A 17,260-nucleotide genomic window follows, 5' to 3' on the forward strand; every position below is an offset into this window, starting at 1 on the left:
GAAGAGGAAAGGAAGAAGCAGATGGACAAAGAAACAGCGAAGCAGCGGGCAGAAGAACTGCGCCGCACCATCAACAAGTATAGCTATGAATATTACACCTTAGATGAACCGAGCGTCCCGGATGCCGAATACGACAGATTGATGCAGGAGCTGATTGCGATTGAGGAGGAGCATCCAGACCTCAGAACGCCTGATTCTCCTACACAGCGTGTCGGCGGCGCTGTGCTTGATGCGTTTCAAAAAGTCACTCACGGCACGCCGATGCTCAGTCTGGGCAACGCGTTTAATGCTGACGATCTCCGCGACTTTGACCGCCGTGTGCGACAGGCCGTGGGTGATGATGTGGCGTATAATGTGGAGCTGAAGATAGACGGTCTTGCTGTTTCTCTCCGTTATGAAGACGGCTATTTTGTCAGAGGCGCGACAAGAGGCGATGGGACAACGGGAGAGGATATTACGGAAAATCTGAAGACGATCCGCACTATTCCGCTCAAAATGAAACGCAGCCTTTCGATTGAAGTGCGAGGAGAGGCGTATATGCCGAAGCGTTCGTTTGAAGCGCTCAATGAAGAACGGATCAAAAACGAGGAAGAACCGTTCGCAAATCCGCGCAATGCCGCTGCGGGATCACTCAGACAGCTTGACCCTAAAATTGCGGCGAAACGAAATCTCGATATCTTCGTCTACAGTATAGCGGAGCTTGACGAAATGGGTGTGGAGACACAAAGCCAAGGACTTGATTTTCTCGACGACATCGGCTTTAAAACGAACCAGGAACGGAAAAAATGCGGCAGCATAGAAGAAGTCATTGCGATGATCGATGAGCTTCAGGCGAAACGCGCCGATCTCCCGTATGAAATTGACGGCATCGTCATCAAAGTGGATTCCCTTGATCAGCAGGAGGAGCTTGGTTTTACGGCGAAAAGCCCGCGCTGGGCCATAGCGTATAAGTTTCCTGCAGAAGAAGTCGTGACAAAGCTTCTCGATATCGAATTAAATGTCGGAAGAACGGGTGTGATTACGCCGACCGCGATTCTTGAGCCGGTAAAAGTAGCCGGGACAACGGTCTCAAGAGCATCCCTTCATAACGAAGATTTAATTAGAGAGAAGGATATCCGGATTTTGGATAAGGTAGTCATCAAAAAAGCGGGCGATATCATTCCTGAAGTCGTGAACGTTCTCGTTGAACAGCGGACAGGGGAAGAAAAGGAATTCAGCATGCCGACAGAATGCCCTGAATGCGGCAGTGAACTCGTCCGCATTGAAGGAGAAGTGGCACTTCGCTGCATCAATCCTGAATGCCCTGCACAAATCAGAGAAGGGCTGATTCATTTTGTCTCCCGCAATGCCATGAACATTGACGGGCTTGGCGAACGAGTCATCACCCAGCTGTTTCAGGAGAATCTCGTCCGAAATGTGGCAGATTTGTATAAGCTGACGAAGGAACAGGTGATTCAGCTCGAACGCATGGGCGAAAGATCAACTGAAAACCTGATCAGCTCTATACAAAAATCAAAGGAAAATTCATTAGAGCGCCTGTTATTCGGCCTCGGCATCCGATTTATCGGCTCGAAGGCTGCAAAGACGCTCGCCATGCACTTTGAAAGCCTGGATAATCTGAAAAAAGCCACCATAGAGGAGCTTCTCGCAATAGATGAAATCGGTGAAAAAATGGCTGACGCAGTCATCACCTATTTCCATAAAGAAGAAATGCTCGAGCTTTTGGCAGAGCTTGAGGAGCTGGGCGTAAACACACTTTATAAAGGTCCGAAAAAAGTAAAAGCAGAGGACAGCGATTCCTATTTTGCAGGCAAAACCATCGTTCTGACAGGAAAGCTGGAAGAGCTGTCAAGAAACGAAGCGAAAGCGCAAATTGAAGCGCTCGGCGGAAAGATGACTGGAAGCGTCAGCAAAAACACAGACTTGGTCATCGCCGGAGAAGCGGCGGGAAGCAAGCTGACAAAAGCGCAAGAGCTGAACATTGAAGTGTGGAATGAAGAACAGTTAATGGGAGAGCTAAAGAAATAAGAGGAGTGTTTTCTATTGAAAAAGACGTTGGTAATGGCGGCAACGGCGGCAGTGTTAATGCTGTCTGCCTGTTCGTCAGGTTTTGGGGGGAAGAAGGAGGAAGAGATTACGCAAAAAACGGCGAAATCGTCAGAAAAAGCGATTATCCCGAAATACAATATCTCTGACTCCTATTACAAAATGGTGCTTCCGTTTAAAGCGGGGAAAGCACGCGGCCTGACAACGGAACAGCTGAATACAAGACTTGATATTGATGAGTTTGAAACGGGGCTGATGCGCCTTGCCCAGGACTCTTTCTCGACAGATGATTATCTGTTCCAAGAAGGACAATACTTAGATGAAGATACAGTATTAAGCTGGCTGGCTCGGAAAAAAACAGGCTCTGATCTGAAAAAAGCCCAAAAAGAAGATAAAAACTTTAAAAACGAAGGTCTGAACCCAGCGCTCCCTAGCTCTGGCTCAACAGAAGAGAAAAACGAAAGCAGTCCGGTTTATTTAGCTTCTATGCTGGAACATGATTACTTAGTCAGAAAAGACAAGAATTCCATCCAGCTTGGCGGCGTTATGATCGGCTTGGCGTTAAATTCAGTGTATTACTACCGTGAAAAAACAGGCGACCCTCAAAAAGAAGTGGAGATTGACAACAGCACACTCCGTAAACAGGGAGAAAAAATCGCGCAGGAGGTCATTAACCGCCTTCGCAAAAAAGACAACCTGAAAAATGTGCCGATTACGATTGCGCTTTACAAACAGGCGTCCAAAACATCAATCGTTCCCGGTAATTTTATCGCCAAAACAGAAGTCAAAGCAGGCTCCTCTGATATCTCAAACTGGGACGATGTAAATGAAAAATACGTCTTCTATCCGGCCGATACGAGCACTGCAGAGAAATATCCTGATGATACTGAAGTCTTTAAACGGTTCAAAAACTCAATTGACAACTACTTCCCGAACTACACAGGTGTTGTCGGAACGGCCCTGTATGAAAACGATGAAATGAAGAAAATGAAAATTGAAATTCCGATGCAATTCTACGGAAAGAGTGAAGTCGTCGCGTTTACCCAGTTCTTAACGGGTGAAGTCATGGACTACTACTCAAAGAGCTCACTAGATCTCGAAGTGGATATTACATCCTCAGACGGACAGGAAGCGGTCATTCTCCGCGATGCTGGCGATAAAGAGCCGACTGTTCACATTTATGACTGATAAACATGCAAAACCCTTGTGCCAATTAAGGCTCGAGGGTTTTTTTGTGTTACAATTAACAGTATAAGGAAACCGCAATCGTTTCCGCTTCTGTTGAAACAAAAACCAAATGGGGGTATGTTGATGCTGGAAATCGTGTAAAAACAATAGAAGAAATCAAAGGCATAGAAAGGGAGATAAACGTGCATAAAGAAATCAAGAAAGTATTTCGTGAGGAGAAGGTTTTGGCAGAGGCTGCGGGGAGATACGGTTTTTCAAGAAATCAGGTGCGTTTTCTGGCTGATGCCGAAAACTATGTATATGAGTTTATAAAAGATAATGAACCTTATATTTTAAAGATTACCCATACAATTCGCAGGTCGGCTGATTATATGATGGGTGAAATGGAATGGCTCCGTCATCTGGATGAAGGCGGGCTTTCAGTCGCAAAACCGATTTCGTCGCTAAACGGCACAGAGGTTGAAGAAGTCCCTGACGGAAACGGCGGAGCATTTTTATTGCGAGCCTATGAGAAGGCGCCGGGGCACAAAGTGGACGAATCCGACTGGAATGAAACCCTATTTTTTGAGCTTGGCAGATACACAGGGAAAATGCACAGCTTGACAAAAAGCTACAAGCTCAAAAATCCTGCTTTTAAAAGACAGGAGTGGGATGAAGAAGAGCAGCTGATGCTTAGAAAATACGTGCCGGAAGACCAGAAACAGGTGTTTCAGCAGGCGGATGAGCTAATGAATGAACTGCGCCAATTACCAAAAAGCAGGGACAGCTACGGCTTGGTTCATGCAGACCTCCACCATGGCAATTTTAACTGGGACCAAGGGAAAATCACAACATTTGATTTTGATGACATCGGATACAATTGGTTTGTCAATGATATCAGCATTCTCCTTTATAATGTGCTGTGGTACCCGGTCGTTCCATATGAAAATAAAGCCGTGTTTACAGAGGAATTTATGACGCACTTTATGAACGGATACAGAGAGGAAAATAATCTTGATGCTTCGTGGCTGAAAAGAATACCTGATTTTCTTCGTCTGCGTCACATGCTGATATACGGACTGCTGCATCAAATGTTTGATCTTAACTCAATAGGCGCAGAAGAAAAAGAAATGCTGGCCGGTTTCAGAAGGGATATAGAAAACCGCACGCCGATCACAGAATTTGATTTTTCTAAGCTCGTCTAGAACGAAAAAAGCCAATGGGATATAATGCCCCATTGGCTTTTATAATGTATCGCACTTCACGCCGACGACACCTTCAATGTCTTTTATATCATAGTAGACATCGGTCGTGTATCTGTTTTTATGGACACGGACCTTGACTTCCATGATCGGGAATTCTTTTTCATGAAGGTCATCGATTCGGACGGAGTGTGTTTTAATGTTTCTTCTTTTCATTTCTTTTAAGATCTCTGTCATTTTGTCCTTATCGGAAAGTGACATTCTGATGCGGATGTCTTTTTCCTGCAGACGGTCTGGACCAATTTTTCTGACCGCCCACGGCAGAAATTCAACGCTGATCAGGATGAACAGAAGGCTGGCAAAGGCTTCTTTGTAAAATCCCGCTCCGGTAGCAAGCCCGAGTCCTGCCGCACCCCAAATCATAGCCGATGTGGTTAAGCCGGAAATGACGTCGTTGCTTTTCCGCAAAATGACACCTGCGCCGATAAACCCGACGCCGGAGATGATTTGCGCCGGCAGACGCAGCGGGTCCATCATGATGCGGTAGTATTTAGGGAAATGATATGCCGCGTTAATACTGACGATCGTCAGCATGCATGAGCTGACGGCGATAACGATACAGGTTTTTAATCCGAGCGGCTTATTCTTCAGCTCGCGCTCCAGCCCGATGACCATGCCAATCAAAGTGGCAATGCCTAATTTTAATAAAATGTCAGGATCAATATACCAGCTCAACAGCAACTTCCCCCTTATCTATGGTGTTTTTAAATAAATATGATTTTCTCACAGTATTTATCGCAAAACAAGGGCACAAAAGCCACCAAGCAGCGCTTGATGGCTTTTTGATTATTTTTTGCGTTTTAACAGTTTTTCCATGACACCGAATAATCGGTAAGAGGCTTTTGCAGGCCGCTTCGTGATCATGCTGACGATAATGCCGGCAATCATACTGAGGATAAACCCAGGGATGATTTCGTACACGCCGGTTGATTTTGCCAGGCCGGTTGTAATCCAGGTCAACACGGTCGCAGCCCCGACAATCATCGCAGCAAGCGCGCCCCATTCGTTCATCCGCTTCCAATACAGGCTGAGCAGAATCGCAGGCCCGAAAGCTGAACCGAAGCCGGCCCACGCGTATCCGACCAAATCAAGAATGGAGCTGCTCGGATTCAAGGATAAGAGAACCGCAATAACGGCGATCACTAAGACGGACAGACGCCCGACCATTACTAGTTCTTTATCGGAAGCTTTTCGTCTGAAAAACGTCCGGTATAAATCCTCTGTCACAGCACTTGCTGTTACTAAGAGCTGTGAGGAGATGGAACTCATGATCGCAGCCAAAATAGCTGACAATAAGAATCCTGTAATTAAAGGGTGGAACAATATTTTAGAGAAGATAATGAATATCATCTCCGGATCTTTTACAGCAACACCGAATTTATGGGCATAAGCAACACCGATTAAACCCGTCAGCACGGAACCGAGAACTGAAATGATCATCCAGCTCATGCCGATTCGGCGCGCAGGCTTTAAATCTTTAATGTTTTTAATGGCCATAAACCGGACGATAATATGAGGCTGGCCGTAGTAGCCCAAGCCCCAGGCTAAATAGGAAATAATGCTAATGACGCTCGCGCCTTTAAAGATATCCAATAAATTTGGGTTAACAGCGCTGATTTCATGGAAAGTCGGAGCAACGCCGCCCACATGGGTAAAAGCAACGATCGGCACAAGCACTAGTGCTGCAAACATGATCGCACCCTGCACGAAGTCAGTCAGACTGACAGCAAGGAAACCGCCAAACAGTGTGTACAATACGACAACACCGGTAGTCAGAAGCAAGCCTAATTTGTAATCCGCGCCAAAAGCAGATTCAAACAGCCGTCCGCCAGATACCATACCGGAAGAGGTATACAATGTGAAAAAGATCATAATGACCAAAGCAGATACGATTTTCAGCAGTGATGAAGAATGCTGGAATCGTTTATCAAAGAAATCAGGAATCGTAATCGCGTCATCCGCCGCTTCCGTATAAGCACGCAGCCTTGGAGCCAGCAGCAAGTAGTTTGAGTACGCCCCGATTGTAAGACCTAAAGCAAGCCATAAGGTTGACAGCCCTGTCGCGAACATCGCGCCGGGAACACCCATCAGCATCCATCCGCTCATATCCGCCGCTCCGGCAGACAAAGCAGTAACAAACGGTCCGAGACCTCTTCCTCCAAGCATGTAATCGTTGATATCAGTGGTTTTCTTAAATGCATACCAGCCGATTAACAGCATGGCAATAAAGTAAATTCCTAAAGAAATAATAATTTCAATACTCACGTTTTACCCTCTCTTCAATTCTAATAATTTTGCATCACCTCTCAAATTGATGGTGCCAGTTAAGCAGCCTGGCGCAAGTGCGACACAAAAGATATTCTTTTGCAGGTGCACTTGGTAACTTAACCTAACAAAGTATTCCCACCCATTCAAGCGATGAAACATAGACGGTCAGCGGGAAATACCGGGGCAAACCTAGAAGGGAATAAAGATTAAAACGCTTTCAAAAATAATTAAAGTAAAAATTTTCAGAAAAATATTTCGTTTCTCCTTCGCCTCTTTTTAGTATAAAATATATAGGGTATTGTCTCGAAAACACAGGCCCGCCCCAAGGCGTTTTGTTGCTTTAGAGGGCTTGTTTTTGATATGATCAGTATTATATGACTTAACGGAGAAATATGTGGAGGTGGATCATATGTCACGAATTTCAATAGAAGAAGTAAAGCACGTTGCGCATCTTGCGAGACTTGCGATTACTGAAGAAGAAGCAAAAATGTTCACTGAACAGCTTGACAGCATCATTTCATTTGCCGAGGAGCTGAATGAAGTCAACACAGACCATGTTGAGCCTACAACTCACGTGCTGAAAATGAAAAATGTCATGAGAGAAGATGAAGCGGGTAAAGGTCTTCCGGTTGAGGATGTCATGAAAAATGCGCCTGACCACAAAGACGGCTATATTCGTGTGCCATCAATTCTGGACTAAAGGAGGGACACAAGAATGTCATTATTTGATCACAAAATCACAGAATTAAAACAGCTCATACATAAAAAAGAGATTAAGATTTCTGACCTGGTCGATGAATCTTATAAACGCATTCAAGCGGTAGATGATAAGGTACAAGCCTTTTTGGCATTAGATGAAGAAAAAGCGCGCGCGTATGCGAAGGAACTCGATGAGGCGGTTGACAGCCGTTCTGAGCATGGTCTTCTCTTTGGTATGCCGATCGGCGTAAAAGATAATATCGTAACAAAAGGGCTGCGCACAACTTGCTCCAGCAAAATTCTCGAAAACTTTGACCCGATTTACGACGCAACTGTCGTTCAGCGCCTTCAAGATGCTGAAGCGGTCACAATTGGAAAACTGAACATGGACGAATTCGCCATGGGGTCATCAACAGAAAACTCAGCTTACAAGCTGACGAAAAACCCTTGGAACTTAGATACGGTTCCCGGCGGTTCAAGCGGCGGATCTGCGGCTGCAGTTGCCGCGGGAGAAGTTCCGTTTTCTCTTGGCTCTGATACAGGCGGCTCCATCCGCCAGCCTGCCTCTTTCTGCGGCGTTGTCGGATTAAAGCCTACATACGGACGCGTGTCCCGTTACGGATTGGTTGCATTTGCGTCTTCATTAGACCAAATCGGGCCGATTACACGTACGGTTGAGGACAACGCATTCTTGCTGCAAGCCATTTCAGGTGTTGATAAAATGGACTCTACAAGCGCAAATGTAGACGTTCCGGATTTTCTTTCTTCATTAACTGGCGATATCAAAGGATTGAAAATCGCGGTTCCGAAAGAATATCTTGGCGAAGGCGTCGGCAAAGAAGCGAGAGAATCTGTTCTTGCAGCGCTCAAAGTTCTAGAAGGCCTTGGCGCTACATGGGAAGAAGTATCTCTTCCGCACAGTAAATACGCGCTTGCGACGTATTACCTGCTGTCATCTTCTGAAGCGTCTGCCAACCTTGCACGTTTTGACGGCATCCGCTACGGATACCGCACGGACAATGCGGAAAACCTGATCGACCTTTACAAGCAAACGCGCGCTGAAGGCTTTGGAAATGAAGTGAAACGCCGTATCATGCTTGGAACATTCGCTTTAAGCTCAGGTTACTATGATGCGTACTACAAAAAGGCGCAAAAAGTGCGTACTTTGATTAAGAAAGACTTCGAAGACGTATTTAAGAAATATGATGTCATTGTTGGACCAACTACACCGACACCTGCGTTTAAAATCGGTGAAAACACGAAAGACCCGCTCACAATGTACGCAAACGATATCTTAACGATTCCGGTCAACCTTGCCGGCGTTCCGGGTATCAGCGTGCCATGCGGATTTGCTGACGGACTTCCGCTCGGCCTGCAAATCATCGGAAAACACTTTGACGAGAGTACTGTATACCGCGTCGCTCATGCATTCGAACAAGCGACAGACCATCATAAAGCAAAACCTGAACTGTAAGGGGTGAAATGAATTGAACTTTGAAACGGTAATCGGACTTGAAGTCCACGTTGAATTAAAAACAAATTCAAAAATTTTCTCAAGCTCTCCGACGCCATTCGGCGCGGAGGCGAATACACAGACAAGCGTCATCGACCTCGGGTATCCGGGTGTCCTGCCTGTACTAAACAAAGAAGCCGTGGAATTCGCAATGAAAGCGGCTATGGCGCTGAACTGTGAAATCGCGACGGATACAAAGTTTGACCGCAAAAACTATTTCTATCCGGACAACCCGAAAGCGTATCAGATTTCTCAATTTGATAAGCCGATCGGCGAAAACGGCTGGATCGAAATTGAAGTCGGCGGAAAAACGAAACGTATCGGCATCACACGTCTTCACCTTGAAGAAGATGCCGGAAAACTGACGCATACAGGCGACGGCTATTCTCTTGTTGACTTCAACCGCCAGGGAACGCCGCTTGTCGAGATCGTATCTGAGCCGGATATCCGCACGCCGGAAGAAGCATATGCGTATCTTGAAAAGCTGAAGTCCATCATCCAATATACAGGCGTGTCTGACTGTAAAATGGAAGAAGGTTCACTCCGCTGTGACGCCAATATCTCTCTTCGTCCGATCGGCCAAGAGGAATTCGGCACAAAAACGGAATTGAAAAACTTGAACTCCTTTGCGTTTGTTCAAAAAGGCCTTGAGCATGAAGAAAAACGCCAGGAGCAGGTTCTTCTGTCCGGCGGTGTGATCCAGCAGGAAACTCGCCGTTACGATGAAGCAACGAAGAAAACCATTCTTATGCGTGTCAAAGAGGGTTCTGACGATTATCGTTATTTCCCTGAGCCTGACCTTGTCGAGCTTTACATTGACGATGAATGGAAGCAGCGCGTAAAAGCAAGCATTCCTGAGCTTCCGGATGAACGCCGCAAGCGTTATATCGATGAGCTTGGCTTGCCTGCATATGATGCGATGGTTCTGACACTGACAAAAGAAATGGCAGACTTCTTCGAAGAAACAGTTCAAAAAGGCGCTGAAGCAAAACAAGCATCAAACTGGCTCATGGGTGAAGTGTCAGCTTATCTGAACGCTGAGCAAAAAGAGCTTTCTGATGTTGCGCTGACACCGGAAGGCCTTGCCGGCATGATTCAATTGATTGAAAAAGGAACAATTTCTTCTAAAATCGCGAAGAAAGTGTTCAAGGAATTAATTGAAAAAGGCGGCGACGCTGAGAAGATTGTGAAAGAAAAAGGCCTTGTGCAGATTTCTGATGAAGGCGTGCTTCTGAAGCTTGTCACAGAGGCGCTTGACAACAATCCTCAGTCGATTGAAGACTTTAAAAACGGGAAAGACCGCGCGATCGGCTTCCTTGTCGGACAAATTATGAAAGCGTCCAAAGGACAAGCCAACCCGCCGATGGTTAACAAAATCCTGCTTGAAGAAATCAAAAAACGCTAATGAAAAAGCAGCTCTCCTCATTGCAGAGGGAGCTGCTTTTTTATGATCAAATAGAAATAAAGATAGAGATCAAAGCGCGAAGCTTTTCAACTTCTTCGAAATCACTTCCGGTCAAATTTGACAGCAGGCCTTTAATAATCGGCTTGCGCGGCTTTTCCTGTGACAGCTCTTCCTCGATCACATCGAGCGAAACGATGATGTCCTCAGGCAATGCGCTGTTTTCTTTCACTTTTTGAATGTCCTGAAGGATCTGGCCTTTATCCGCCGGCACCAGGCTGTAAATGTCTTTTGGCATGAGCGGATTCAGGCTGGAACGGCTTAGCCCCTGTACAAGATCATCCAGTCTCTCCATGATAAATTCAGATATGTTGTCTGCATCAATTTTGATTTCTTCATTAAATACCATCACATTCATATAGGAGTGCACAATGCCTCTTGCCATGATGGAGAGGTCTGAGAGGTAGTTCTCAGTTTCCTTGCCATAAGTCGCAAGCAAAGCGTTCCGATACAGTTTATCTGTCTCGGCTGTGACTTTGTAAAAGTATTGCTTCACTTCTTGGTTTTCCGGAATGATATTTTCAGTAAGCAACAGAACAATAAAATCCTTATGATCGCGAAAATCCTCAAACTGGGCGCTGATTTGCTTTTTCAGCACATCTTTAGGCGGCTGTCCGGCGAGATCCTCTTCCATTTGTTTCATTTTTTTCATAGACATGCCAATGTAATATTCACTGGCAGACAATAGCAGCGCTTCTTTTGATTTGAAATGCAGATAAAAAGCGCCTTTTGAGATGCCGCATTCACTGGCGATTTCCTGGATGGTCGTCGAAGCGTATCCTTTTTTCGCAAATAAACGAATGCTTGTTTTTATGAGTCTCTCTTTTTTCTCATTCATGACGTGCTTCCCCTTAATCCTTGAAAAATTTAGAAAAATTTTCTGGTATATGAGTTGACGATGTTGCGTTATACCGTTTAGTATTATATAGAATGACCAGTCAGTCAATAAAAACACAATGGAGGATATGATGAATCACGTTATTAATTTCGTTCTGAAAAACAAATTCGCCGTATGGCTGATGACGATTATTGTAACGGCAGCCGGCTTGTACGCGGGTATGAATATGAAGCAAGAATCCATTCCTGATGTAAACATGCCCTACCTGACAATCAGCACGACATATCCGGGAGCGACGCCTAGCCAAGTCGCTGATGAAGTAACAAAACCGGTTGAACAAGCGGTGCAGAATTTGGACGGCGTGAGCGTTGTTACGTCGACGTCCTATGAAAATGCATCGTCGGTTATGATTGAATATGATTATGAGAAAGATATGGACAAAGCGAAAACAGAAGCGGCTGAAGCATTAGAAAACGTCAGCCTGCCTGATGACGCGAAAGACCCGGACATTTCACGCTACAGTTTGAACTCCTTCCCAATTCTGACGCTGAGCGTGTCCAGTGATTCAGATAATCTGCAAAAGCTGACAAAACAAGTGGAGGACAGCCTCGTTTCTAAGCTTGAAGGCATAGAAGGCGTTGCTTCAGTCCAAGTATCAGGCCAGCAGGTGGAAGAGGTTGAATTCTCTTTCAAAGAAGACAAACTGAAAGAATACGGCCTTGATGAAGATACAGTTAAGCAAGTGATTCAGGGGTCAGATGTGACAACGCCGCTTGGATTGTACACATTCGGAAATAAAGAAAAATCTGTCGTCGTCAGCGGCGATATTGAAACCATTAAAGATTTGAAGAATATGAGAATTCCAATGGCATCTGCATCTAGTGCAGGCAGCAGCGCCGCAGCAGCACAAAGCGCACAAGCGGCTCAAAGCCCGCAGGCAGCAGCACAGGCGCAGCAAAGCGTAAGCACAGACGTGCCGACGGTCAAGCTATCTGACATTGCAACGATTAAAGATGTCAAAAAAGCTGAATCAATTTCCCGCACAAATGGAAAAGACAGCATCGGCATCAACATCATCAAAGCAAACGATGCCAACACGGTAGAGGTTGCCGACAATGTCAAAGATGAGCTGAAGCAGTTCAAAGAAGACCATAAAGGCTTCAACTACAGCGCAACACTCGACATGGCAGAGCCGATCACACAGTCAGTTGAAACAATGTTAAGCAAAGCCATCTTCGGTGCTATTTTTGCGATTGTGATTATTCTCTTATTCTTAAGAGATATCAAATCAACATTAATTTCAATTATTTCTATTCCATTATCATTGCTGATCGCACTTTTCGTGCTGCAACAGCTTGATATCACACTGAATATCATGACGCTCGGTGCAATGACCGTTGCTATCGGACGGGTTGTTGATGACTCCATTGTTGTGATCGAAAACATTTACCGCCGCATGAGGCTGAAAGATGAACCGCTGCGCGGAAAAGCTCTGGTCCGTGAAGCAACGAAGGAAATGTTTAAACCGATCATGTCATCCACTATTGTGACGATCGCGGTATTCCTGCCGCTCGCACTGGTAGGCGGACAAATTGGTGAATTGTTTATTCCTTTCGCCTTAACAATTGTATTTGCGCTTGCCGCATCCCTGTTGATTTCGATCACGCTCGTGCCAATGCTCGCACACAGCCTGTTCAAAAAATCATTAACGGGAGCGCCTGTAAAAGCGAAAGAACACAAACCTGGCAGACTCGCAAACATCTATAAAAAAGTATTGAACTGGGCGCTGAGCCACAAATGGATCACGTCTATCATCGCCGTTCTGATGCTGCTCGGAAGCTTGTTCCTTGTACCGTTAATCGGTGCCAGCTACCTTCCGTCAGAGGAAGAAAAAACGATGCAGATCACATACAGCCCTGAACCGGGTGAAACGAAAAAAGAAGCGGAAGATGAAGCTGAAAAAGCAGAAAAAATCCTGCTTGACCGCAAGCATGTCGATACGGTTCAGTATTCATTAGGCTCTGGCAGCCCGCTTGCCGGAGGAGATTCAAACAGCGCATTGTTCTATATCAAATATGACAGCGACACGCCGAACTTTGATAAAGAAAAAGACAACGTGCTGAAAGAAATCAAAAAGCAGTCTGACCGCGGAGAATGGAAGTCACAGGACTTCAGCTCTTCAGGCAATAACAATGAATTGACATACTATGTGTATGGCGATTCAGAAAATGACATTAAAGACACTGTCAAAGACATTGAGAAGGTCATGAAGGATGAAAAGGATCTGAAGAACGTAAACTCAGGCCTTTCCAGCACATATGATGAGTACACATTTGTGGCTGACCAAGAAAAGCTGAGCAAACTCGGTTTAACTGCTTCTCAAATTTCTAAGGCCCTAATGTCAGAGACAGCACAGGACCCGCTCACAACCGTGAAAAAAGACGGTAAAGAGCTTGACGTGAACATTAAAACCGAAAAAGACGAGTATAAGAGTGTCAAAGATTTAGAGAACAAAAAGATCACATCAGCCACTGGCAAAGAAGTCAAAATTGGTGATGTGGCAAAAGTAAAAGAAGGCACAACATCTGATACGGTGTCTAAACGTGACGGAAAAGTGTATGCTGATGTCACTGGTGAGGTTGCATCAGATAACGTGACAGCTGTATCCGTTGATGTACAGAAGAAAATTGATAAGCTTGACATGCCTGACAACGTAACAATCGATACAGGCGGTGTTTCCGCAGATATCGCGGATTCCTTTACAAAGCTTGGATTAGCGATGCTAGCAGCGATTGCGATCGTCTACCTTGTGCTTGTGATTACATTCGGCGGAGCATTAGCGCCATTTGCGATTCTGTTCTCACTGCCGTTTACAATCATTGGTGCCCTGGTCGGACTTTACGTATCAGGTGAGACAATCAGTCTGAACTCGATGATCGGTATGCTGATGCTGATCGGTATCGTTGTTACAAACGCCATTGTCTTAATTGACCGCGTGATTCATAAGGAAGCGGAAGGGCTGTCTACGAGAGAAGCGCTCTTAGAAGCCGGCTCCACACGACTCCGTCCGATCCTGATGACAGCCATCGCGACAATCGGCGCCTTGATTCCATTAGCTCTCGGCTTCGAAGGCGGAAGCCAGGTCATTTCAAAAGGACTCGGCGTAACGGTTATCGGCGGTTTAATCAGTTCGACGCTTCTGACGCTCTTGATCGTGCCAATCGTATACGAAGTATTGGCGAAGTTCCGCAAGAAAAAACCGGGAACAGAAGAAGAGTAAAAAAACAAAAAGCCTCAGCTATGCTGAGGCTTTTGTGCGTTTCCTTCTGTAAGATTATGTACATTTTGTTGCGATTTTTTTAACTCATAGTATAATTAAAGGTTGTTAGTGTAAAAATGGATCGGATACTCTTAAGTAGGATGATGAGATAATGAAACGTGCACGCATAATATACAATCCGACTTCGGGACGGGAGGTCTTTAAAAAGCATCTTGCCCAGGTCCTGCAAAAATTTGAACAAGCCGGCTATGAAACCTCCACCCATGCCACAACATGCGCGGGAGACGCAACGCACGCTGCCAAGGAAGCGGCATTGCGTGAGTTTGACCTAATCATTGCGGCAGGCGGAGACGGAACGATCAACGAGGTCGTCAACGGGCTTGCCCCATTAGACAATCGTCCGACACTCGGCGTGATTCCTGTCGGCACAACAAATGACTTTGCCAGAGCGCTCGGCATTCCGCGAGAGGATATTTTAAAAGCGGCGGATACGGTGATTAACGGCGTTGCCCGCCCGATTGACATCGGACAGGTCAACGGTCAGTATTTTATCAATATCGCCGGCGGAGGCCGCCTGACGGAGCTGACGTACGACGTCCCAAGCAAACTCAAAACGATGCTCGGCCAGCTTGCTTATTATTTAAAGGGTATGGAAATGCTGCCTTCACTTCGTCCGACAGAAGTCGAGATTGAATATGACGGCAAGCTGTTTCAAGGTGAAATCATGCTGTTTTTGGTCACGCTGACAAATTCCGTCGGCGGGTTCGAAAAACTCGCGCCGGATTCCAGCCTGAATGACGGCATGTTTGATTTGATGATATTAAAGAAAGCAAACCTTGCTGAATTTATCAGAGTCGCATCGATGGCGCTCCGCGGCGAACACATCAACGACCAGCACATTATTTATACAAAAGCGAACCGCGTGAAAGTCAATGTATCAGAAAAGATGCAGCTGAACCTGGACGGCGAGTACGGCGGCATGCTGCCGGGCGAATTCGTGAATCTGTATAGACACATTCACGTTGTCATGCCGAAGGAGAAAGCGGAACAGCTGGATGACTAAAAACTTGGCTTTAATGAGCCAAGTTTTTCTTTCGCTTAAAACAAGAGGTGAACATACATGAAAATGAAACCCCCAGTAGAAAAAAACGAATACTACGACGTGACATTTGAGGATTTGACTCACGAAGGAGCGGGCGTCGCAAAGGTCCAAGGCTTCCCGATCTTCGTGCCGAACGCCCTGCCGGAAGAAAAAGCCCAAATCAAAGTCACACGTGTCAAAAAAGGCTTTGCCTTCGGCCGCCTGATTGAGCTGAAGGAAGAAAGCCCGCATAGAACGGACGCCCCATGCCCGATTTACAAGCAATGCGGCGGCTGCCAGCTTCAGCACATGACCTACGAAGGCCAGCTCTTGTTTAAACAAAAACAAGTCAAAGACGTCTTAGAACGGATCGGCAAGCTGGACCTGTCCAACGTCACCGTGCACCCGACACTCGGCATGCAAGACCCTTGGAACTACCGGAACAAAGCACAGGTGCCGGTAGGAGAACGGGAAGGCGGGCTCGTCGCCGGATTCTATCAGCAAAGAAGCCATGACATCATCGACATGAGCGCCTGCCTGATCCAGCAATCTAAAAACGACGAAGCCGTCCAAGCCGTCAAAGACATTTGTGCCAAATACGGCGTCAAAGCCTACAACGAAGAACGCCACAAAGGCTGGCTCCGCCACATCATGGTTAGATACGGCGTCGTTACGGGTGAAATGATGATCGTCTTCATCACAAGAACGAACGACTTCCCGCACAAAGCGAAGATCATCGAAGACATCACAGCAGCGTTCCCGCACGTCAAATCAATCGTGCAAAACATCAACCCAAACAAAACAAACGTCATCTTCGGCAACGAAACAAACGTCATCTGGGGTGAAGAATACATCTACGATCTCATCGGAGACGTCAAATTCGCCATCTCCGCCAGATCGTTCTATCAGGTCAACCCAGAGCAGACAAAAGTGCTCTACGACAAAGCGCTTGAGTACGCGGAGCTGCAAGGTGAAGAAACCGTCATCGACGCCTACTGCGGCATTGGCACGATTTCATTGTTTTTGGCGAAGCAGGCGAAAAAAGTGTACGGCGTAGAGATTGTGCCAGAAGCAATTGAAGACGCCAAACGGAATGCTGAATTAAACGGCATCACAAACGCAGAGTTCGCGGTCGGGGAAGCCGAGACCGTAATTCCAAAATGGTATGAAGAAGGCATCACGGCCGATACGCTAGTCGTAGATCCGCCAAGAAAAGGTTGCGACGAAGCACTCCTGCGGACGATTGTGGAGATGAAACCGAAGCGGGTGGTGTATGTGTCCTGTAATCCGGGTACGCTTGCGAGAGACTTGCGGGTGCTTGAGGATGGCGGGTATGTGACGCGTGAGGTGCAGCCTGTAGATATGTTTCCGCATACGAATCATGTGGAGTGTGTGGCTGTGCTAAAAAAAATATAAAAGGGTTTGAAAAGCTCGTTTAAACCTTAATATTTAGACGAGCTTTTTCGTATTAGATAATTAAAGAAATTTGTTTGAAAAGTGATAATAATTTTGTAAGATCCGTATTCCTTAATTTCCAATTCGACCAACTAGACGGTGTAACATCTCGGTTATGCTTGATTCCTTCACAAACGTGAAAACAGTGGATAAAATTCACACTAAACTAAAATTTATCCGTTGAAATCA

Annotated in this window: 11 protein-coding genes and 1 pseudogene; 9 read left to right on the forward strand and 3 right to left on the reverse strand. The window is 45.9% G+C overall.

Annotation, left to right across the window (positions count from 1 at the left end):
- The first annotated feature begins 21 nt into the window (after positions 1-21).
- The 3 genes from ligA (at position 22) to NSS75_RS03880 (ending at position 4,418) form a co-directional block, all read left to right on the forward strand.
- A complete protein-coding gene (gene ligA, locus NSS75_RS03870) occupies positions 22-2,028 on the forward strand; it encodes an NAD-dependent DNA ligase LigA (RefSeq protein ID WP_024120458.1) in 2,007 nt (668 codons plus the stop codon).
- Positions 2,029-2,043: 15 nt separating this feature from the next.
- Positions 2,044-3,234, forward strand: a complete 1,191-nt coding sequence (locus NSS75_RS03875; protein ID WP_024120459.1) for a CamS family sex pheromone protein — start codon at positions 2,044-2,046, stop codon at positions 3,232-3,234.
- Positions 3,235-3,410: 176 nt separating this feature from the next.
- Positions 3,411-4,418 carry a phosphotransferase enzyme family protein gene (locus tag NSS75_RS03880; RefSeq protein WP_339237552.1) on the forward strand — a complete coding sequence of 336 codons (1,008 nt, stop codon included), beginning with the start codon at positions 3,411-3,413 and terminating at the stop codon, positions 4,416-4,418.
- 39 nt (positions 4,419-4,457) lie between these two features.
- Here NSS75_RS03880 and NSS75_RS03885 read toward each other — a convergent pair whose 3' ends face one another.
- Both NSS75_RS03885 and opuE read right to left on the reverse strand, forming a co-directional pair.
- A complete protein-coding gene (locus NSS75_RS03885) occupies positions 4,458-5,156 on the reverse strand; it encodes an MgtC/SapB family protein (RefSeq protein ID WP_081638247.1) in 699 nt (232 codons plus the stop codon).
- A 105-nt stretch (positions 5,157-5,261) separates the two neighbouring features.
- Positions 5,262-6,740, reverse strand: coding sequence for a proline transporter OpuE (gene opuE / locus NSS75_RS03890; protein ID WP_101861342.1), 1,479 nt, complete (start codon positions 6,738-6,740; stop codon positions 5,262-5,264).
- 412 nt (positions 6,741-7,152) lie between these two features.
- Here opuE and gatC point away from each other — a divergent pair, with 412 nt between their 5' ends.
- Genes gatC through gatB form a run of 3 tightly spaced genes read left to right on the forward strand, consistent with a single transcriptional unit; the run spans position 7,153 to position 10,360 of the window.
- Positions 7,153-7,443 (forward strand): Asp-tRNA(Asn)/Glu-tRNA(Gln) amidotransferase subunit GatC, encoded by a 291-nt coding sequence (gatC, locus tag NSS75_RS03895; RefSeq protein ID WP_024120463.1) that lies wholly within the window; start codon positions 7,153-7,155, stop codon positions 7,441-7,443.
- A 15-nt stretch (positions 7,444-7,458) separates the two neighbouring features.
- Positions 7,459-8,916 carry an Asp-tRNA(Asn)/Glu-tRNA(Gln) amidotransferase subunit GatA gene (gene gatA / locus NSS75_RS03900; protein ID WP_339236035.1) on the forward strand — a complete coding sequence of 486 codons (1,458 nt, stop codon included), beginning with the start codon at positions 7,459-7,461 and terminating at the stop codon, positions 8,914-8,916.
- 13 nt (positions 8,917-8,929) lie between these two features.
- The gene (gatB, locus tag NSS75_RS03905) at positions 8,930-10,360 is read left to right on the forward strand and encodes an Asp-tRNA(Asn)/Glu-tRNA(Gln) amidotransferase subunit GatB (protein ID WP_010333268.1); all 1,431 of its coding nucleotides are present in this window, start codon (positions 8,930-8,932) and stop codon (positions 10,358-10,360) included.
- A 30-nt stretch (positions 10,361-10,390) separates the two neighbouring features.
- Here gatB and NSS75_RS03910 read toward each other — a convergent pair.
- Positions 10,391-11,255: pseudogene (locus NSS75_RS03910) on the reverse strand (TetR/AcrR family transcriptional regulator); the annotation flags it as partial.
- A 130-nt stretch (positions 11,256-11,385) separates the two neighbouring features.
- Here NSS75_RS03910 and srfP point away from each other — a divergent pair.
- From srfP to rlmD, 3 genes are all read left to right on the forward strand, one after another.
- Positions 11,386-14,535 (forward strand): surfactin resistance protein SrfP, encoded by a 3,150-nt coding sequence (gene srfP, locus NSS75_RS03915; RefSeq protein WP_339236038.1) that lies wholly within the window; start codon positions 11,386-11,388, stop codon positions 14,533-14,535.
- A gap of 151 nt (positions 14,536-14,686) precedes the next feature.
- Entirely contained in the window at positions 14,687-15,598 is a 912-nt protein-coding gene (locus tag NSS75_RS03920) for a diacylglycerol kinase (protein ID WP_010333270.1), read from the forward strand.
- Positions 15,599-15,655: 57 nt separating this feature from the next.
- The gene (gene rlmD, locus NSS75_RS03925) at positions 15,656-17,032 is read left to right on the forward strand and encodes a 23S rRNA (uracil(1939)-C(5))-methyltransferase RlmD (protein WP_339236040.1); all 1,377 of its coding nucleotides are present in this window, start codon (positions 15,656-15,658) and stop codon (positions 17,030-17,032) included.
- Positions 17,033-17,260 lie beyond the last annotated feature (228 nt).

This window comes from Bacillus sp. FSL K6-1012 (assembly GCF_037964915.1).
Lineage (GTDB): Bacteria > Bacillota > Bacilli > Bacillales > Bacillaceae > Bacillus > Bacillus halotolerans.